We start from the raw sequence: 19,033 nt of genomic DNA, 5'->3' as shown, positions 1-19,033 counted from the left end.
CAACTATTCCCATGCTTGGGCCCGCCGCCCGACCATGATACCGCCGCGTCATGGCCGACCATCACGACATGCCCGCCCTGATCGCCGACATGGGCCGCCGCGCCCGCACCGCCGCGCAGACGCTGGCGCAGATGCCGACCGCCGCCAAGGCGCAGGCGCTGCGCGACGCCGCGCAGGCGATCCGTCAGGACAGCCCGGCGATCCTGGCCGCCAATGCGCAGGATGTCGCGGCAGGCGCGGCGAACGGTCTGTCCCCGGCGATGCTCGACCGGCTGAAGCTGGACGAGGAGCGGATCGCGGGCATCGTCGCGGGCGTCGAGGCGGTGGCGGGGCTTCCCGATCCGGTCGGCGAGCGGATCGACGAGCGGACGCGGCCCAACGGCCTGAACCTGTCGCGCATCCGCGTGCCGGTGGGGGTGATCGGCATCGTCTATGAAAGCCGTCCCAACGTCACGGTCGATGCCGCCGCGCTGTGCGCGATGGCGGGCAATGCCGCGATCCTGCGCGGCGGCTCGGAGGCGGTGCACAGCAACCGCGCGCTCCATGCCGCCTTCGCCCGTGGCTGGACGGCGGCGGGCGGTCCGGCGGACGCGGTCCAGCTGGTTCCCACGACCGACCGCGCGGCGGTGGGCGCGATGCTGGCGGCGGACGGGCTGATCGACCTGCTGATCCCGCGCGGCGGCAAGAGCCTGGTCGCGCGGGTCCAGGCCGAGGCGAAGGTGCCGGTGCTCGCGCATCTCGACGGGATCAACCATGTCTATGTCGACGGCTCGGCGGACCATGCGATGGCGACACGGATCGTGCGTGACGCCAAGATGCGCCGTACCGGCATTTGCGGCGCGATGGAGACGTTGCTGATCGACCGCGCCTATTGCCACGCCGCCGAACTGGTCGCCGCGCTGATCGATGCGGGCTGTACGGTGCGCGGCGACGATGCGGTGCGCGAGATCGTGCCCGGCCTGGAGGCGGCGAGCGCGGAGGACTGGGACACCGAATATCTCGATGCGATCGCCAGCGTCGCGCTGGTCGACGGCGTGGCGGGCGCGATGGCGCATATCGCCGCGCACGGTTCGCACCATACCGATGCGATCGTGGCCGAGGACGAAGCCGTCGCCGAGCGGTTCCTGGCCGAAGTGGACAGCGCGATCGTGCTGTGGAACGCCTCGACCCAGTTCGCCGATGGCGGGGAGTTCGGGCTGGGTGCGGAGATCGGCATCGCGACCGGGCGTCTGCACGCGCGCGGGCCGGTCGCGCTCGAGGGGCTGACGACATATAAATGGGTCGGCCGAGGCACGGGCCAGATCCGCGCCGACGCGCGGGGATGAGGATCGGACTGCTCGGCGGGTCGTTCAATCCCGCCCATCGGGGCCATCGACGCATCTCGCTGGACGCCATGCGCGCTTTGGGGCTCGACGAGGTGTGGTGGCTGGTCTCGCCCGGCAATCCCCTGAAGGACGGGGCGGGGGACATGGCGCCCTTCGCCGCGCGGCTGGCCTCGGCCGAGCGGATGGCGCGCCGCGCGCCGATCCGGGCCAGCGCGATCGAGCGGGAATTGCACACCCGCTATACCCTCGACACCGTGCGTGCGATCACCCGGCGCTACCCCGGCCACGACTTCATCTGGCTGATGGGCGAGGACAATCTGCGGCAGTTTCACCGGTGGCGCGGATGGCGATCGATTGCGCGCGCGATCCCGATTGCGGTTATCGGCCGTCCGGGGTACAATGCCGCCGCCCACGCGACACCCGCGCTGGGCTGGTTCAGGCGTTTCCAGAGGCGTCCGGGCCAGGCGAAGAACTGGACGATGTGGAGTTTGCCGGCCTTCGTGCTGCTGCGCTTCCGCCCCGACCCGACTTCCGCCACGGGCCTTCGGGCCCGCGATCCGGACTGGTTTCGGCATATGGGCCGAAACGTCCCCTGAACAGGAGCTAACTTGGCCACTTCCCCCCAATCGCCGCGTCCGTCCGATCCTGCCGAGGTGGAGGCGCTGCATCGCCTGATCCTCGCCTCGCTCGACGACGACCAGGCGGTGGAGACGATTTCGATCCCGCTGGCGGGCAAGTCGTCGATCGCAGATTTCATGGTGATCGCCAGCGGTCGGTCGACCCGGCAGGTCGCGTCGATGGCGATGAAGCTCGCCGAGAAGATCAAGGCCGAGTTCGGCCGTTCGGTGCGGATCGAAGGTCTGCCGACCGCCGACTGGGTGCTGATCGACGCCAATGACGTCATCGTCCACCTGTTCCGGCCCGAGGTGCGGACCTTCTACAATCTCGAGCGGATGTGGGCATTCGGCGATGCGCCGACTCCCCCCGCCAGCCCGGCCGACCGCAACCTCTGACGCCCAGGGGTTTCGCCCGTGCTGCTGCATATCGTCGCGCGCGGGCGAATCGGCCGTTCGCCCGAGGCCGAGCTGGTCGACCGCTATATCAAGCGGATCGGCTGGCCGACCCGGATCACCGAACTTCCTGACACCGGCGGAAAAATCCCTCCGCTGGAGGGACAGGCGCGCCTCGTCCTGATGGACGAGAAGGGCGAGAATCTGACCTCGGTGGACTTTGCGCGTCGGCTGGAGCGCTGGCGCGACGATGGCGTGCGCGAGTGCCGCTTCATGATCGGCGCGGCGGACGGGTTCGAGGATGCCGACCGCGCGCGGGCCGACCTGCTCATCTCCTATGGCCGCGCGACCTGGCCGCACATGATGGCGCGGGCGATGCTGGCCGAACAGCTTTTCCGCGCGACCAGCATCTTGGCCAACCACCCCTATCACCGCGAGGGATAGGCGTGGCCCGGCGGCATGCGACGCTGGCGCTGGCCGCTCTGGCGCTGCTCGGTGCGACCGACATCGCCGCCGACCAGCGTCGCCTGGCCGATGCGCGCGCGGGCGCGGCGGCGGCGCAGGCGCGTGCCCAGGCGCTGGAACGACAGGCGGATGCCGAACGCGATGCCGCCGCCATCGCCCAGGCGCGCGAACGGGCCATGGCCGCACGCGTCGCGGCGGCCGAGGCGGAGGTGCGTGCGGCGCGCGCACGGGTCGATCTGGTCGCGGGGCTGCTGGCGCAGCAACAGGCGCGGCTGGCCCGCGCGCAGGCGCCGCTCGCGCATCTGCTGGCGGCGATGCAGGGCATGGCGGCGCGGCCCCCCATCGCGGCGGTGGCGCAGCCGGGCTCGGTCGCCGATGTCGCGCATGTCCGCGCGGTCTTCGGCACCATCGCGCCGGTGATCGCGGAACGATCGGCGGTGGTGCGCGCCGAGCTGGCGACGACCCGGCGAATCCGCGCCCAGGCGGGGCTGGCGGCGCGGGCGCTGTCGGCGACCACCGCGAAATTGGAGAGTGAGCGTCAGGCGCTGGCCCGGCTGGAGGCGGTGCATCGCGGACGGGCCGACACGCTGGGGCGCGGGGCGGTGGACGAGGCCAATCGCGCGCTGGCGCTGGGCGAAGCGGCGCGCGACATCGTCGACCGCATGGCCGAGCGTGGCGAGGCGCAGGCGACGGCGGGCGAACTCCTGGCGCTGCCCGGCCCGGTGGCGCGGCCGCTGGCGCCGGGCGCGGGGGGACCGGCGATCCCGCCGGGCACCTATCGCCTGCCTGTCGCCGGACGGGTGGCGAGCGGCTTTGGCGAGATTTCGGATGCGGGGGTGCGCGCGCGTGGCATCACGCTGGCGACGGGGCCGCACGCGCCGGTCGTCGCGCCGGCCGGGGGCGAGATCCGCTATGCCGGGCCGTTTCGCGGCTATGGCGGGATCATCATCGTGGATCACGGCGCGGGCTGGACCAGCCTCGTCACCGGGCTGGGCGGCATCGCGGTGCGGGTCGGGCAGAGGGTCGCGGCGGGCGCGGTGCTGGGCCGGGCGGGCCAGGGGCGCGGGGGCATGGCGCCGCGTGTGACGATGGAGCTTCGCCGCGACGGGCGGCCGATGGATATCACCGCGCTGCTGGGGTGAGGGCGGCCCCGAACCCCGCTCACCCCCCGTTCAGCACGGTTGCGCTTTGATTGGCAACGGCTTCCCGCTACACAGGCGGTCCGCTTTTCTGGTCCAGGACCCTCGATGCCCCGTTTGCTGCCGAAACGTCCGCTTCTGACTGCTACTGCCATTGTCGGCGCGCTGGCCATGGTGCCGATCACGACCTCCGCGATGGCGGCGGTGGACAGCTCGACCGTGCGGCAGTTCGACCGGTTCCTCGACGTCTATAACCGGATCAAGGCCGATTATGTCGACAAGGTCGATGACGACACGCTGATCAAGGGCGCGATCCAGGGGATGCTGGCCGCGCTCGATCCGCATAGCAGTTATGTCGACGCGCTGGATTTCGACAATCTCAAGATCCAGACCGAGGGCAATTATGGCGGGCTGGGCCTGACCGTCTCGATGGAGGACGGCGCGATCAAGGTCATCGCGCCGCAGGAGGATACCCCGGCGGGCCGCGCAGGCATCAAGTCGGGCGACTATATCACCCATATCGACGGCAAGCTGGTCTATGGCCAGTCGCTGGACGAGGCGATCGGCCAGATGCGCGGCAAGCCCGGCACGAAGATTCGGCTCACCATCGTCCGCCCCGGCCGCGACAAGCCGATCGAGCTGACCCTGACCCGCGAGGTCATCGTCCAACGCCCGGTCAAGTGGGAGGTCAAGGGCGATGTGGGCTATATCAACATCAACACCTTCTCCGAAAACACCGGGGCCGACACGCGCGCCGCGATCATGGCGATCGACAAGGCGCTGGGCCACCGTCCGCTGGGCTATGTCGTCGATCTGCGCGACAATGGCGGCGGCCTGCTGACCCAGGCGATCGCGGTCAGCGACGCCTTCCTCGACCATGGCGAGATCGTGTCGCAGCGCGGCCGCGAGAAATCGGACATCGAACGCTATTACGCCAAGCCCGGCGACGACGCGCATGGCCTGCCCGTGATCGTCCTGACCAATTCGGGCACCGCCTCGGCCTCCGAGATCGTCGCGGGCGCGCTTCAGGACCATCACCGCGCGCTGGTGATGGGCGAGCGCAGCTTCGGCAAGGGATCGGTCCAGACGCTGCTGCCGCTCGGCCCCGAAACCGCGCTGCGCCTGACCACCGCGCGCTACTACACCCCTTCGGGCCGGTCGGTGCAGGAGGGCGGGATCGAGCCGGACATCAAGGTGCCGCAGATTTCCGATCCCGATTACAAGACGCGGCCCGTTTTCCGCGAGGCCGATCTGCGCCGCCACCTGATCAACGAGGTGAAGGCCGACAATGCGATCCTCGAAGAGGATACCAAGACCGATCCGCGCTTCGCGATGACCCCCGATGCGCTCAAGAAGCAGGGGGTCGAGGACTTCCAGCTCTATTATGCGCTGAAGACTATCGCGCGATTGGGCGGGGCCGCGCAGGTCGCCGCCGCCACCAAGCCGCCGGTGAAGTGACATGACGACCCCGCGTACCCGCAACGAACGCCGCGCCAACTGGATCGCGCTGCTGCTGCCCGCCGCCCTGCTGGCGGGGGCGTGGGGCAGCCAGCTGATCGGCGGGCTGTATCCGTGCGAGATGTGCCATTGGCAGCGCTGGCCGCATTATGCCGCGCTGGTGCCCGCGCTGCTCGCCTTTGTCGTGCCCCAGCGCAGCATCCGGGGATCGCTTGTCATCCTTGCCGCGTTGTTGATCGCGGTGTCGGGGGCGATCGGTGTCGCGCATGCCGGGGTCGAATATGGCTGGTGGCAGGGCTTCACCGCCTGCACCTCGACGGTGAATTTTACGGGTGGGACGGCGGCCGACCGGCTGGATGCGATCCTGAAGGCGCCGGTCATTCGCTGCGACGTGGCGCAATGGACCTTCGCCGGGATTTCGCTGGCAGGGTTCAATGCGATCTTCTCGCTGGGCGGCGCGGCGGCGATCCTGATGTTGATGAGGAAGGCGCGATGAGCCAGCTTCGCTGGATGCCGGGCGACCGGCGCGAACCGATGAAGGCGATGGTCCGGGTGGACCAGGCCGGGGAATATGGCGCGACCCGCATCTATGCGGGGCAGCTGGCGGTGCTGGGCGACCGGCATCCCTTTGCCCGCGCCATCCACCACATGGCCGAGCAGGAAGAGCGCCACCGCGCCTTTTTCGACCGGATGATCGCCGAACGCCGGGTGCGGCCGACGCTGTTCCAGCCCTTCTGGGACAAGGCGGGGTTCGCACTGGGCGCGATCACGGCGGCGATCGGGCCGAAGGCGGCGATGGCGTGCACGGCGGCGGTCGAGACCGAGATCGACAAACATTATCAGGACCAGCTCGACCAGCTGGGCGACAGCGACCCCGAACTGTCCGAGGCAATTGCCGATTTCCAGGCCGAGGAACTGGAGCATCGCGACCATGCGCTGGGCGCGGGCGCGGAGGAGGCGATCGCCTATCCGGTGCTGTACGGATTGATCCGGGCGGGCTGCAAGGTCGCGATTGCGGCGGCCAAGCGGATCTGACACGGGGTGAGCGGGAGAGAGGATATGGTCGAGCGGACGTGGCGCGGGGCGATGCTGGCGGGGCTGGGCGTGATCGCGGCGGCGAGCCCGGTCGCGGCGCAGCAGGCCCCCGTCCGGCAGCCCCCAATCCAGCCGGCTCCAATCCAGCCGATTCCGATCCAGCAGGCTCCGGTCCAACCGGTCGCCGCGCCCGGTGCGGTCAAGCCCAAGCCTGCCCAGGCGCCGGGCGAGGTGTCGCGCAACGCGCCAATCAACGGCGTGCTGACCCTGTTCGGCAACGAACGCTGCCCCACCGACAATAACGGCAACGAGATCGTCGTCTGCGTCCGCCGCAGCGCGCAGGAACAGTTCCGCGTGCCCAAGGAGCTTCGCGAGCTCCAGGTGACGCCCGAAAACGAAAGCTGGGCGGTCCGCGCGACTGGCACTACCAACGAGGGCGTCGGCGTCAACAGCATCGGCAGCTGCTCGGCGGTCGGCGCGGGCGGTGCGACCGGCTGCTTTGCCCAGCGCGTCCGCGAGAATCGCGCCGCCAATGCCGACCGCAAGCGCGAGGCCAGCGTCCCCTAAGGCCGTCGACATTCGGCGACACCTTTCCGTCCCTCGCCCCTCGTAGAGGGGAGAGGGTTGCGCAGACTTGGTCTTTGCGAAAGCAAAGGCTTAGTCGGAGCTGGGTGAGGGGTGGGCGCTCGCTCCGCGCGCGCGCGAGCCTTTGGGCTCGCTCAACCCCTCACCCAAGCTGCGCTAGCCAGCAGGCTGGCAAGCTTCGCTAACCCTCTCCCCTGTCCAGGGGAGAGGGGAAGAAGAAGCAATAGTAAATGTCGATCCGCCCTAATCCTCCCCGGCACGGGGAATGATAGTCGCTACACCACGCCCGCCAGCGCCAATATCCGCTCCGCCTCGATCAGATGGAGCCGCTCGACCATCTGCCCGTCCAGTCGGATCGCGCCCAGCGCCGCCTGGTCGGGCTCGGCAAAGGCGGTGACGATCCGCCGGGCCCAAGCGATCTCGCGCTCGTCGGGGCCGAAGCCGCGATGGGCGGCGTCGATTTGGTTGGGATGGATCAGCGTCTTGCCGTCGAACCCCAGCCGCCGCCCCTCGGCGCATTCCGCCGCCAGCCGTTCGGGTGCATCAAGCGCGTTGCACACCCCGTCGAGCGCGATCATTCCGCCCGCGCGGGCCGCCACGACGATCTGCACCCGCAACGGCAGCAAGGCCTCGGGCGGCGGCGGTGAGGGCAGGCGCATCTCCTTGGCGAGATCGTTGGTGCCCGCCACCAGCGCGGTCAGCCCGACCTCGCGCGCGGCCTGCGCGATCGCGCCCAGCGACAGGATGCCCCGGCACGTCTCGATCATCGCCCACAACGGCACGCCCGGCCCCAGCGTCGCCCGCGCCCGTGCCAGGGTCGGAACGTCATCGACCTTCGGGATCAGCACCGCCGCCGGACGCACGGCGGCGAGCGCGGCGAGATCGTCCGCCGCCCACCGGGTGTCGAGCCCGTTGGTCCGCACCACCAACGGCCTGTCCCCAAAGCCTCCCTCGCGCACCGCGGTCACCGCCGCCTCGCGCCCGGCCGCCTTGGCATCGGGGGCGACCGCATCCTCCAGGTCGAGGATCACCGCATCGCTGTCGAGCGTCCGCGCCTTGGCGATGGCGCGGGGATTGGAGGCGGGAAGGAACAGGGCGCTGCGCAGGGTCATGGCGCGAGCATAGACGCGAGCGGGCGCCGCCGTCACGCCTCTGGTAAATCGCCGTTTCGTCTCCATAGTGGGACGGTCGCGAAAACCGATTCCACCATTCCCGCAAAGGGACGTGGAGGCTGCCGGGGGGATCGAAGGGGGATGATCGTGGAGACGACCGCGCTGTTGCTTCTGGGGCTGACGATTCTGCTGCGCTGTTGCCCGACCTTGCCGATAAGCCGCTGGCTGGCGCACCTGTTGGTCGAGGCGCCGGCGCGGCAATTGAATCGGGTCCGGCCGGGGCATTGGGCGACGATCGCGCTGGGGGTGGCGCTGATCGGGTTCGCCATCTGGTTCGAGATCGACGAGATCCGCATGCTCGGCGGGGCGGCGGGGTCGATGGGCGATCTGGTGATGATCGTCTCGACGATCGAATGGGGCGGGCTGGCCGAACTGACCATGGCCACGGTCCTGTCCTCCTCGATGCTGGCGCGCTGGCCGGTCTTCCGCCGCTGGGGGCGGCAAATGTCCGCGAGCCGGGCGGCGCGCCCGCGCCGGACGGAGCGGCCCGCCAATGACAGCGGCGACGGCGAGGGGCGAGGACTCGCGGCCTGACCATGCGGGGGCGGAACGAAAGCATGAGGCCGCCGTTCACCGTCTGAATGCTCCGCGATCCGCGCCTAGCCCGATTTTCAGCGCGTTTTGCGTGCCTTGGCCTGTGCGCTGTCCTGACCGCCTGCGAGCCGGGCATATTGAACCCGGCCGGGCCCATCGCGGCGGGCGAGCGCAGCATCTTCTTCAATGCGCTGGCGGTGATGCTGGCCATCGTCGTGCCGGTGATCGTGCTGGCCTTCGCCTTTGGCTGGTGGTTCCGGGCGGGCAACAGCCGCGCCAAGCATCTACCCGAATGGGCCTATTCGGGGCGGCTGGAGCTGCTGGTCTGGTCGATCCCGGCGCTGGCCATCATGTTCCTCGGCGGCATCGCATGGATCGGCAGCCACGATCTCGACCCGCCCAAGCCGATCGCCTCCCGGGCAAGGCCGATGACGGTCGAGGTCGTCGCGACCGACTGGAAATGGTTGTTCCTCTATCCCGAACAGGGGATCGCCACGATCAATCGGCTGGTCGTGCCGGTCGGTACGCCGGTGAAGTTCCGCATCACCTCGGCGGGCGTCATGAACAGCTTCTTCGTGCCGCAACTGGGCAGCCAGATCTATGCCATGTCGGGGATGGACTCGACGCTTCACCTGCGCGCCGACAGGGCGGGGCGGTATCGCGGGCTGTCGGCGCATTATAGCGGGGAGGGCTTTGCCGATATGGACTTCTTCGTCGATGCGGTGCCGCAAGGCGATTTCGACCGCTTCGTCGCGACCGCCAGGGCGGGGCGGGGCAAGACGCTCGACTGGAACGAGTTCGTGGCGATGGCGCATCCCAGCCGCAATGTCCGCCCCGCCAGCTATCCCCGGCTTCAACCGGGCCTCTACGACCAGATCGTGATGCGAAACGGCGCGCCCGAGGGCGACCGGGCCAAGGATGGGCGCGAGCAATGAGCCTGACCGGCAAGCTGGGCTGGGATTCGATCCCGTTCCACGAACCGCTGCCCCTGGTGTCGGCCGGGGTGATCGGCGCGGTCCTCTTGGGCGTCTTCATCTGGGTCTGGCGGCGCGGGGCTCTGCCCTATCTGTGGAGCGAGTGGATCACCAGCGTCGACCATAAGCGGATCGGCGTGATGTACTGCCTGCTGGCGGGCGTGATGCTGTTGCGCGGCTTTTCCGACGCGCTGCTGATGCGGTCGCAACAGGCGATCGCATACGGCAATGAGGGCTATCTGCCGCCGGACCATTACGACCAGATCTTCTCGGCGCATGGCACGATCATGATCTTCTTCGTGGCGATGCCGTTCATGATCGGGCTGATGAACTTCGTCGTGCCGTTGCAACTCGGCGTGCGCGACGTGGCCTTTCCGACGCTCAATTCGGTCAGCTTCTGGCTGACGTGCAGCGGCGCGCTGCTGATCAATATGAGCCTGGTCATCGGCGAGTTCGCCAAGACCGGCTGGCTGGTCTATCCGCCGTTGTCCGAACTGCGTTTCTCGCCGGGCGTCGGGGTCGATTATTATCTCTGGGCGCTGCAGATATCGGGGATGGGGACGCTGCTGTCCGGCGTGAACCTCGTCACCACCATATTGAAGATGCGCGCGCCGGGCATGGGCTATAGCCGGATGCCGATGTTCACCTGGACCTCGCTGGCGTCCAACCTGCTGATCGTCGCGGCCTTTCCGGTGCTGACCGCCTGCCTCGGCATGTTGATCCTCGACCGTTATCTGGGCTTCCACTTCTTCACGCCCGAGGCGGGGGGCAACCAGATGATGTTCGTCAACCTCATCTGGGCCTGGGGCCATCCGGAAGTCTATATCCTGATCCTGCCCGCCTTCGGCGTGTTTTCCGAGATCATCTCGACCTTCTCGTCCAAGCCGCTCTTCGGTTATCGATCGATGGTCATCGCGACCATGGTGATCTGCATCCTGTCCTTCATGGTCTGGCTGCACCATTTCTTCACCATGGGGGCGGGGGCCGATGTGAACGGTTTCTTCGGCATCACCACGATGATCATCGCGGTGCCGACGGGGGTGAAGGTCTTCAACTGGCTGTTCACCATGTATGGCGGGCGCATCCGCTATACGTCGATGATGCTGTGGTCGATCGGGTTCATCGTGACCTTCGTGATCGGCGGCATGACCGGGGTGATGCTGGCCGTGCCGCCAGCCGATTTCGTCCTGCACAACTCGCTGTTCCTGGTCGCGCATTTCCATAACGTCATCATCGGCGGCGTCCTGTTCGGGGCCTTTGCGGGCTTCACCTTCTGGTTCCCCAAGATGTTCGGCTTCACCCTGGACGAGCGCTGGGGCAAGCGCGCTTTCTGGTTGTGGATCAGCGGCTTCTATGTCGCCTTCATGCCGCTCTATGTGCTGGGGCTGATGGGCATGACGCGGCGGATGCAGCATTATGACGTGCCCGGCTGGCATCCCTGGCTGCTGGTGGCCGGGGTCGGTGCGCTGCTGATCCTGGGCGGGATCGCGTGCCAGGTCATGATGCTCTATGTCTCGATCCGGACGCGCGGGACCCGTATCGACGAGAGCGGCGACCCTTGGGACGGGCGTACGCTAGAGTGGATCACCACGTCGCCGCCGCCCGCCTTCAACTTCGCGGTGCTGCCCGATGTGAAGGGCGAGGAGGCCTATTGGGGCATCAAGGCCAAGGCACGGGAGAACCGCGCCTTGTCCGACCGCCCCGATTACGAGCCGATCGAGATGCCGCGCAATTCGCCGACCGGAGTGGTCGCGGCCTTCTTCGCCACCGCCATGGGATTTGCCCTGATCTGGCATATCTGGTGGCTCGTGATCCTGGGCTTCTTCGGGGCCTGGGGGACGTTCGTCGTCTTCGCGTGGCGCGACAAGGCCGAATATGAAATCCCGGTCGACGAGGTCGAGCGGCTGGACCAGGCGCGCCGCCGGAGCAAGGCGACGCTGCTCGACCTGCCCGAAGAGGCGCTGTCATGAGCCAGACCGCCAAGGCCCATGATCCCAACAAGCTTGGCCGCGCCGCCGAGCCCAATCCCGACGGTCCGGCCCCCAAGCGGATCGTGGTGTCCTATGGCTTCTGGATATTCCTGCTGTCGGACTTCATCCTGTTCGCCTGTTTCTTCGCCGCCTATGCGGTGCTGGTGGACGCGACGGCGGGCGGTCCCTCGGGCAAGGACCTGTTCGAGCTGAAGCTGGTCGAGGCCGAGACGGTGCTGCTCCTCCTGTCCAGCTTCGCCTGCGGGCTGGCGGGCGTGGGCACGATGGCGCGCAACATGCGCTGGTTCCAGATCGCGATGGCGGTGACCGCCTTGCTCGGCGCCGCCTTCCTCGCGCTGGAGGCCTATGAGTTCCTCCACCTGATCGGCGAGGGGGCGGGGCCGGGGCGCAGCGCCTTCCTGTCGGCGTTCTTCGCGCTGGTCGGCTGTCACGGATTGCACGTGACGCTCGGTCTGCTCTGGCTGACGACGATGATGGCGCAGGCCTGGGCCAAGGGGTTTCGCGAGGACATATTGCGCCGCATCCTGTGCTTCAGCCTGTTCTGGCACGCGCTCGACATCATCTGGGTGGCGTTGTTCACCATGGTCTATCTGATGGGAGTGCGCGGATGAGCCAGCGGCCCGACGAGGAAATGGCCCGCGACGAAACCGCGCCGGGCGAACAGACCGAGCGCGACTCGATCGTCGGCGGCGTGCGCAGCTATGTCGTCGGTCTGGTCGCGGCGGCGATCCTGACGACGGCGTCCTTTGCATTGGTGCAGTTCGACATCGTCTGGGGCCCGGCGGTCCCCGCCGCGCTGGTGGCGCTGGCGATCGGGCAGATGGGGGTGCATCTGGTGTTCTTCCTCCACATCACCACCGGGCCGGACAACAGCAACAATGTGCTGGCGCTGTTGTTCGGGGTGCTGATCGTGGCGCTGGTGCTGCTGGGGTCGATCTGGATCATGGGGCATCTGAACCATAATCTGATGGGACCGATGGCGACTCCCTAGCTTTCCAGCAGCGTGCCCCGGATGGCGGAGACGCCGTGGGCTTGGTCAAAGCGCAGGATCAGGCTTTCCTCGTCCATGGGCAGGTGGAGCGCAAAGCCATCGCCCCGGTCCCAATCCTCGGGCGTCATCGGGGCACCGGCCAGATGGCGCCACTCGGCCTCCGCCAGCCAGCCGGTCGCATCGAGCGGCAGCGCGCGGCGAAAGGCGCTTAGCCGTGCGACGAATTCCTCCAGCGCCTCGTCCCGGTTCGCCCAGTCGAGCCAGGTCGTGTCATTGTCCTGCGCATAGCCATTGTTGTTGCCGCCCTGGCTGCGTCCGAACTCGTCCCCGGCGGTCAGCATCGGGGTGCCGCGCGACAGGAACAGCGTGGCGAGCAGCGCACGGACCGAGCGGATGCGGGCGGTGCGGATGGCGGGATCGTCGCTCGGTCCCTCGACGCCGTGGTTCCACGACACCTCGTCGCCATGCCCGTCGCGATTGTCCTCACCATTGGCCTGATTGTGCCGCCCGGCATAGGCGACCATGTCGGCCAGGGTGAAGCCGTCATGCGCCGCGACGAAATTGACCGAGCGGCTGGCCGCGCCGGTGAATATGTCGGCCGATCCCGCCACCCGCGTCGCGAGGTCGCCGCTGCGTCCGTCGCCGCGCCAGAAGCGGCGCACCTGGTCGCGGTAGCGATCGTTCCACTCCAGCCAATGCTCGGGGAAAGCGCCTAGCTGGTAGCCGCCGGGGCCGATGTCCCACGGCTCGGCGATCATCACGCGGGTCGACAATAGCGGGTCGGCGGCGATCTCGGCGAAGATGGGGGCGTTCGGATCGAATCCCGGCCCGCGCGCCAGCACGGGGGCGAGGTCGAAGCGGAAGCCGTCGACCCCGGCCCGCGCGAAATGGCGCAGGCTGTCGAGGATCGCCGCGCGGACGCTGGGGCGGCTGGCGTCGAGCGTGTTGCCGGTCCCCGCATCGTTGATGAGCGTGCCGTCCGCCGTGCGGGCATAAACGTCCGGATCGAGCCCCCGGAAGGACAGGGTGGCGCCCTGCACATCGCTCTCGCCCATATGGTTGAAGACGAGGTCGAGGATGACGCCGATCCCCGCCTGCCGCAGCGCGGCGATGGTGGCGACCAGCTCGGCGACGCCGCCCGGCACCCGCTCCGGACAAAGCGCCATCGGCACGACCGGATTATAGCCCCAGCCATTGCGCAGGCCGAGCGGCGGCAGATGGCGTTCGTCGATCGCGGCGGTGATCGGCATCAGCTCGACCGCCGCCACGCCCAGCTTGCGGAGATGATCGAGCACCGCCGGATGCGCAAGCGCCGCCAGCGTGCCGCGCTGTTCCGGCGGAATGGCGGGATGGCGCATCGAGAAGCCGCGAACGTTCAACTCATAGATCAGCCCGCCCGACCGAAAGAGCGGCGGGGCGGGGGGCTCGGTCAGCGGGGCGACGACGCGGGCGCGTGGGACGATGTCGGCGGTGTCCTCGCCATATCGGCCAAGGCGCGGGGACTGGATGAAGGGGCGGTCGAGTTCGAGCGCGTAAGGGTCGACCAGCAGCTTGGCGGGGTCGAACCACAGGTTGCGCGCCGGGTCGTATTCGCCATGCGCGCGATAGCCGTAGAGATGGTCGCGGCCGGGAACGGTGGCGCTCCAGACATCGCCCTCGCGGGCCAGGGCGACGCGGCGTTCCTGCGCACCGTCGAACAGGCACAATTCCACCCGATCGGCGGTCGAGCGGACGGCGAAGCGGGTGCCGCCGGGGACCGGCATCGCGCCAAGGAGCGGGGTGGGCTGATTCGTCATAGCGCGATCACCCTAACGCAACTGGACCACCCCGGCGAAGGCCGGGGTCCAGTTGGGCCAACCTATCGGGATTTCTACCAGCTTGGTGGCATCTGGACCCCGGCCTTCGCCGGGGTGGAAGGGGGGAGGGCGGTCACCTCTCCCCCAATCGATCACGTCACCACATCGGGTTCGGTGCGGCCGGTATGCTGGGTGATCCCGGCGATCTCGTCCGCCGCGGCGATGATGTCGGCGAGCATCTCGGGCGTCTCGCGGTCGAGTTCGTCGGCCGAGTAACGCTCCAGATAGACGCGCAAGGTCGCACCGCTGGTGCCGGTGCCCGACAGGCGGAACACGACGCGGCTGCCGCCCTCGAACAGCACGCGAATGCCCTGGTTGCGGCTGACCGACTGGTCGGTCGGGTCGGTATAGGCGAAGTCGTCCGCCGTCTCGACCGTCAGCCCGGCGAAACTCTCGCCCGGCAGGGTCGGCAGCTTGGCGCGCAGATCGGCCATCAGCGCATCGGCGCGCTCGCTCTCGACGCCTTCATAGTCGTGGCGCGCATAGTAATTGCGGCCATAGGTCGCCCAGTGATCGCGCGCGATCTGGTCGACCGACTTGCCCGAGGCGGCGAGGATGTTGAGCCAGAGCAGCACCGCCCACAGCCCGTCCTTCTCGCGGACATGGTCCGAGCCGGTCCCTGCGCTCTCCTCGCCGCAGATCGTCGCCATGCCGGCGTCGAGCAGGTTGCCGAAGAATTTCCACCCCGTAGGCGTCTCATAGGCCGGAATGCCCAGCTTCTCGGCCACCCGGTCGGCGGCGGCGCTGGTCGGCATCGAACGGGCGATGCCCTTCAGCCCACCGGCATAGGCAGGCGCCAGATGCGCGTTCGCCGCCAGCATCGCCAAGCTGTCCGAGGGCGTGATGAACCGCCCGCGCCCGATGATGAGATTGCGGTCGCCGTCACCGTCCGAGGCCGCGCCGAAATCGGGCGCGTCCGCCGCCATCATCTGGTCGTAGAGTTCCTTGGCATGGACCAGATTGGGGTCGGGATGATGCCCGCCGAAATCGGGGAGCGGCGTGCCGTTGCGCACGGTGCCGGGTGCGAAGCCCAGCCGCTTTTCCAGGATTTCGGTCGCATAGGGGCCGGTCACCGCGCTCATCGCGTCGAACGACATGGTGAAGCCGCCCTCGACCGCCTTTTGGATCGCGGCGAAGTCGAACAGGCTTTCCATCAGCGCGGCATAGTCGGCAACCGAGTCGATCACCTCGACCGTCATGTCGCCGACGGTCACCTCGCCCAGCGTGTCGAGGTCGATGTCCGCCGCCTCGACGGTCAGCCAGCGGCTGATCGCCTTGGTGTTGGCGTGGATCGCATCGGTCACCTTCTCCGGGGCGGGGCCGCCATTGGAGATATTGTACTTGATGCCGAAATCCTCGTCCGGCCCGCCCGGATTGTGGCTGGCGGACAGGACCAGGCCGCCCAAGGCCTTGCGCTGGCGGATCACGTTGCTGGCCGCCGGGGTCGACAGGATGCCGCCCTGGCCGACCACAACGCGGGCAAAGCCGTTCGCTGCGGCCATGCGGATCGCCACCTGAATCACCTCGCGGTTCAGGAAGCGGCCGTCGCCGCCGATGACCAGCGTCTGGCCGGTCTTCTCATCGCCCAGCGCATCGAAGACCGACTGGACGAAATTCTCGGCGTAATGGGGTTGCTGGAACACCCGCACCTTCTTGCGCAGGCCCGAGGTGCCCGGCTTCTGGTCGAGATAGGGCTGAGTCGCGACGGTCTTGATCATTGGTCCCCCAAGACGGATCGGTAGAGTTCGGCATAGTGGCGGCCGCTATGGTGCCAGCTATAATCGGCATTCATGCCATTCACCTGAATGGTACGCCATTGGTCTTGATCGGCATAGAGTCTCATTGTGCGACGCAGCGCCGCGACGATATTGTCGGGGGTCATGTCGTCGAACTGAAGGCCCGTCGCCACGCCTGCGGCCAGCGCGGCCTCGTTGGCGTCGATGATCGTGTCGGCCAGCCCGCCGGTCCGCGCGACCACGGGCACGCAGCCATAGGCCAGGCCGTAAAGCTGGGTCAGCCCGCACGGCTCGAAGCGAGAGGGGATGATGATCGCGTCGCAACCCCCTTGCAGCAGATGCGAGACCGGCTCATCATAACCGATGCGCACCGAGACCCGGCCGGAATGGCGCAGCGCGGCGGTGGCGAAGGCGATCTCCAGCGCCGGGTCGCCGGTGCCCAGCACGACCAGCCGTCCGCCCATCGCGACCAGATCGTCGATGACCTCGACCAGCAGGTCCATGCCCTTTTGCCAGGTCAGGCGGCTGATGACGGTGAAGATCGGGCCGTCATCCCGCTCCAGCCCGAACTGCTCCTCGACCGCGCGCTTGTTGGCGACGCGATCGTCCAGCGTGTCGACGGTGAAGGGGGCGGGCAGCGCGGCGTCGGCCCTGGGGCTCCAGATGGCGGGGTCGATGCCGTTGACGATCCCGCTGACGCATTCGGCGCGGGCGGCGATCAGCCCTTCCAGCCCCATGCCATATTGCGGCCGGTGGATTTCCTCGGCGTAGGTCGGGCTGACCGTGGTGATCGCATCGGCGGTGCGCAGCCCCGCCTTCAGATAGCCGATCTGGCCGTAATATTCGACGCCGTCGACGCTCCACGCATAAGGCGGCAGGCCGAGATCGGGGAAGTGGTGCGCCGCGAACGAGCCCTGAAAGGCGATGTTGTGGATGGTGACGATGCTCTTGGCGACCTTGCCGGGGCCGGGGGCATAATGGAGAAAGGCCGGGGCCAGCGCCGCCTGCCAGTCATGCGCGTGGAGCAGGTCGAAGTCATAGCCCGGCACCGCGCCCGAGGCGAGGTCGGCGCCTGCCCGCGCCAGCACCGCGAAACGCCGCCAATTGTCGTGCCAGTCATGGCCGTCGGTATCGACATAGGGAAGCCCCTCGCGCTCATAGAGATGGGGCGCGTCGATGACGAGCAGCCGGTGCTCGCCGATCCTGGCCTCGCGCAGCCAGGCCTCGGTGCCGATGATGTGCGGGAAGTGATGCACGCGCGGTGCGTCGCCGATCGCGCGCATGACCTTGGGAAAGCCGGGGATCAGCGTGGTGACGGCGATGTCGTGGGGGCTGAGCGCCTCGGGCAGCGCCCCCACGACATCGGCGAGGCCGCCGGTCTTGATGAGCGGAAACGCTTCCGAGGCGACCGACAGGACAGAGAGGGTCATGGGGACTTTCAGTTGGCCAGACGGTCGATCATCGGCTGGGTGATGAGGCAGATGCCCTTGTCGGTGCGCCGGAAACGCTGTCCGTCGAGCACCGGATCGTCGCCGACCACCAGCCCGTCGGGAATCCTGACGCCGCGATCCAGGATCACCCGCCGCAGCCGCGCGCCGCGCCCGATATGGCAGAAGGGCAGGACCACCGCCTCGTCCAGCATCGCGAAGCTGTGCGTGCGCACGCCCGTCGACAGCAGCGAGCGGTGGATGGACGACCCCGACACGATGCAGTCGCCCGCGACCAGGCTGGCCACCGCCGATCCGCGCCGTCCGTCGATGTCATGGACGAACTTGGCGGGGGGCGTGATCTCGGCATAGGTCCAGAGCGGCCAGCTGCGGTCGTACAGGTCCAGCTGTGGCACCACGTCGGTCAGGTCGAGGCTGGCCTCCCAATAGGCGTCGACCGTGCCCACATCGCGCCAATAGGCGCCGGGTTCGTCGCTGGAGCGGACGCAGGAGGCGGAGAAGCGGTGCGCCTGGGCTTTGCCGTGCGCGACCAGATAGGGGATGATGTCCTTGCCGAAGTCGCGGCTCGACCCCGGCGTCTCGGCATCGCGGCGGAGCTGTTCGAACAGGAAGGATGTGCGGAAGACATAGATGCCCAGCGACGCCAGCGACACGTCCGGATTGCCGGGGATGGAGGGCGGATCGGCGGGCTTTTCGACGAAATCGACGATGCGGTCGGTCTCGTCGACATGCATCACGCCAAAGGCGCTCGCCTCGGTCCGCGTCACCTCCAGACAGGCGACGGTGACGTCGGCGCCACTGTCGCAATGCTGCTGGAGCATCAGCTCATAGTCCATCTTGTAGACATGGTCGCCCGCCAGGATGACCATGAATTCGGGCGCATAGCTCTCGATGATGTCGATATTCTGGAACACCGCGTCGGCGGTGCCCTCATACCATTGAAATTCGCTGATCCGCTGGCTGGCGGGCAGGATGTCGAAGCTCTCGTTGCGTTCGTCGCGCAGGAAGTTCCAGCCGCGCTGGAGATGGCGGATCAGCGAGTGCGCCTTGTACTGGGTCGCGACGCCGATGCGGCGGATGCCCGAGTTGATCGCGTTGGACAGGGCGAAGTCGATGATCCGCGCCTTGCCGCCGAAATAGACGGCGGGCTTGGCGCGGGTATCGGTCATCTCCATCAGGCGACTGCCGCGGCCGCCCGCCAGCACATAGGCCATGGCATCGCGCGCCAGCGGTTGTCCGCGCCTCAGGTCCATCGTCCGTCTCCCATTCTTCTGTCCGTATCGCAACGCGCCGGCCACGCGTTGATATTCGTGA

19 protein-coding genes are annotated in these 19,033 nt (G+C 68.1%); 14 read left to right on the top strand and 5 right to left on the bottom strand.

Features of this window, described 5'->3' with window-relative positions; translation table 11 throughout:
- The first annotated feature begins 50 nt into the window (after nucleotides 1-50).
- From ABIC44_RS08670 to ABIC44_RS08630, 9 genes are all read left to right on the top strand, one after another.
- Nucleotides 51-1,325 carry a glutamate-5-semialdehyde dehydrogenase gene (locus ABIC44_RS08670; protein ID WP_354294897.1) on the top strand — a complete coding sequence of 425 codons (1,275 nt, stop codon included), beginning with the start codon at nucleotides 51-53 and terminating at the stop codon, nucleotides 1,323-1,325.
- On the top strand, nucleotides 1,322-1,921 hold the full coding sequence (locus ABIC44_RS08665; protein ID WP_309692534.1) for a nicotinate-nucleotide adenylyltransferase: 600 nt from the start codon (nucleotides 1,322-1,324) through the stop codon (nucleotides 1,919-1,921). Before ABIC44_RS08670 ends, ABIC44_RS08665 begins: the two co-directional genes overlap by 4 nt.
- A 12-nt stretch (nucleotides 1,922-1,933) precedes the next feature.
- On the top strand, nucleotides 1,934-2,338 hold the full coding sequence (rsfS, locus tag ABIC44_RS08660) for a ribosome silencing factor (protein WP_307102768.1): 405 nt from the start codon (nucleotides 1,934-1,936) through the stop codon (nucleotides 2,336-2,338).
- A gap of 18 nt (nucleotides 2,339-2,356) precedes the next feature.
- On the top strand, nucleotides 2,357-2,779 hold the full coding sequence (locus ABIC44_RS08655) for a 23S rRNA (pseudouridine(1915)-N(3))-methyltransferase RlmH (protein ID WP_354294895.1): 423 nt from the start codon (nucleotides 2,357-2,359) through the stop codon (nucleotides 2,777-2,779).
- Between the two features lie 2 nt (nucleotides 2,780-2,781).
- Nucleotides 2,782-3,942, top strand: coding sequence for a murein hydrolase activator EnvC family protein (locus ABIC44_RS08650; RefSeq protein WP_354294894.1), 1,161 nt, complete (start codon nucleotides 2,782-2,784; stop codon nucleotides 3,940-3,942).
- Between the two features lie 105 nt (nucleotides 3,943-4,047).
- The gene (locus ABIC44_RS08645; protein ID WP_354294892.1) at nucleotides 4,048-5,397 is read left to right on the top strand and encodes a S41 family peptidase; all 1,350 of its coding nucleotides are present in this window, start codon (nucleotides 4,048-4,050) and stop codon (nucleotides 5,395-5,397) included.
- 1 nt (nucleotide 5,398) lies between these two features.
- The gene (locus ABIC44_RS08640; RefSeq protein ID WP_354294891.1) at nucleotides 5,399-5,893 is read left to right on the top strand and encodes a disulfide bond formation protein B; all 495 of its coding nucleotides are present in this window, start codon (nucleotides 5,399-5,401) and stop codon (nucleotides 5,891-5,893) included.
- Complete coding sequence (locus ABIC44_RS08635) at nucleotides 5,890-6,432, top strand: demethoxyubiquinone hydroxylase family protein (RefSeq protein ID WP_307102782.1); 543 nt, start codon at nucleotides 5,890-5,892, stop codon at nucleotides 6,430-6,432. The genes ABIC44_RS08640 and ABIC44_RS08635 overlap by 4 nt, the downstream gene beginning before the upstream one ends.
- A 24-nt stretch (nucleotides 6,433-6,456) precedes the next feature.
- Complete coding sequence (locus ABIC44_RS08630; protein ID WP_354294889.1) at nucleotides 6,457-6,999, top strand: hypothetical protein; 543 nt, start codon at nucleotides 6,457-6,459, stop codon at nucleotides 6,997-6,999.
- A gap of 293 nt (nucleotides 7,000-7,292) precedes the next feature.
- Here the strand turns inward: ABIC44_RS08630 and ABIC44_RS08625 are convergent, their stop codons facing one another.
- A complete protein-coding gene (locus ABIC44_RS08625; RefSeq protein WP_354294888.1) occupies nucleotides 7,293-8,129 on the bottom strand; it encodes an HpcH/HpaI aldolase/citrate lyase family protein in 837 nt (278 codons plus the stop codon).
- A gap of 141 nt (nucleotides 8,130-8,270) precedes the next feature.
- Between ABIC44_RS08625 and ABIC44_RS08620 the strand changes: the two genes are divergently transcribed.
- The 5 genes from ABIC44_RS08620 to cyoD are packed head-to-tail and all read left to right on the top strand — an operon-like array spanning nucleotide 8,271 to nucleotide 12,679.
- Nucleotides 8,271-8,723: a hypothetical protein gene (locus ABIC44_RS08620; protein ID WP_354294886.1), complete on the top strand. Its 453-nt coding sequence runs from the start codon at nucleotides 8,271-8,273 to the stop codon at nucleotides 8,721-8,723.
- 47 nt (nucleotides 8,724-8,770) lie between these two features.
- Entirely contained in the window at nucleotides 8,771-9,658 is an 888-nt protein-coding gene (gene cyoA, locus ABIC44_RS08615; RefSeq protein WP_354294884.1) for a ubiquinol oxidase subunit II, read from the top strand.
- Nucleotides 9,655-11,667: a cytochrome o ubiquinol oxidase subunit I gene (gene cyoB / locus ABIC44_RS08610; protein ID WP_354294883.1), complete on the top strand. Its 2,013-nt coding sequence runs from the start codon at nucleotides 9,655-9,657 to the stop codon at nucleotides 11,665-11,667. Before cyoA ends, cyoB begins: the two co-directional genes overlap by 4 nt.
- Nucleotides 11,664-12,299 carry a cytochrome (ubi)quinol oxidase subunit III gene (locus ABIC44_RS08605; RefSeq protein ID WP_309692562.1) on the top strand — a complete coding sequence of 212 codons (636 nt, stop codon included), beginning with the start codon at nucleotides 11,664-11,666 and terminating at the stop codon, nucleotides 12,297-12,299. Before cyoB ends, ABIC44_RS08605 begins: the two co-directional genes overlap by 4 nt.
- The gene (gene cyoD, locus ABIC44_RS08600; protein ID WP_354294882.1) at nucleotides 12,296-12,679 is read left to right on the top strand and encodes a cytochrome o ubiquinol oxidase subunit IV; all 384 of its coding nucleotides are present in this window, start codon (nucleotides 12,296-12,298) and stop codon (nucleotides 12,677-12,679) included. Before ABIC44_RS08605 ends, cyoD begins: the two co-directional genes overlap by 4 nt.
- Here cyoD and glgX read toward each other — a convergent pair.
- From glgX to glgC, 4 genes are all read right to left on the bottom strand, one after another.
- Complete coding sequence (gene glgX / locus ABIC44_RS08595; protein ID WP_354294880.1) at nucleotides 12,676-14,475, bottom strand: glycogen debranching protein GlgX; 1,800 nt, start codon at nucleotides 14,473-14,475, stop codon at nucleotides 12,676-12,678. The genes cyoD and glgX overlap by 4 nt on opposite strands.
- 152 nt (nucleotides 14,476-14,627) lie before the next feature.
- Nucleotides 14,628-16,253 carry an alpha-D-glucose phosphate-specific phosphoglucomutase gene (locus tag ABIC44_RS08590; protein ID WP_354294879.1) on the bottom strand — a complete coding sequence of 542 codons (1,626 nt, stop codon included), beginning with the start codon at nucleotides 16,251-16,253 and terminating at the stop codon, nucleotides 14,628-14,630.
- The gene (glgA, locus tag ABIC44_RS08585; protein WP_307102803.1) at nucleotides 16,250-17,701 is read right to left on the bottom strand and encodes a glycogen synthase GlgA; all 1,452 of its coding nucleotides are present in this window, start codon (nucleotides 17,699-17,701) and stop codon (nucleotides 16,250-16,252) included. The genes ABIC44_RS08590 and glgA overlap by 4 nt, the downstream gene beginning before the upstream one ends.
- 8 nt (nucleotides 17,702-17,709) lie before the next feature.
- A complete protein-coding gene (glgC, locus tag ABIC44_RS08580) occupies nucleotides 17,710-18,972 on the bottom strand; it encodes a glucose-1-phosphate adenylyltransferase (RefSeq protein WP_354294877.1) in 1,263 nt (420 codons plus the stop codon).
- Nucleotides 18,973-19,033: the final 61 nt, after the last annotated feature.

This window comes from Sphingomonas sp. 1185 (genome assembly GCF_040544655.1).
GTDB lineage: Bacteria > Pseudomonadota > Alphaproteobacteria > Sphingomonadales > Sphingomonadaceae > Sphingomonas.
This window is presented reverse-complemented; position numbering and strand designations above follow the sequence as displayed.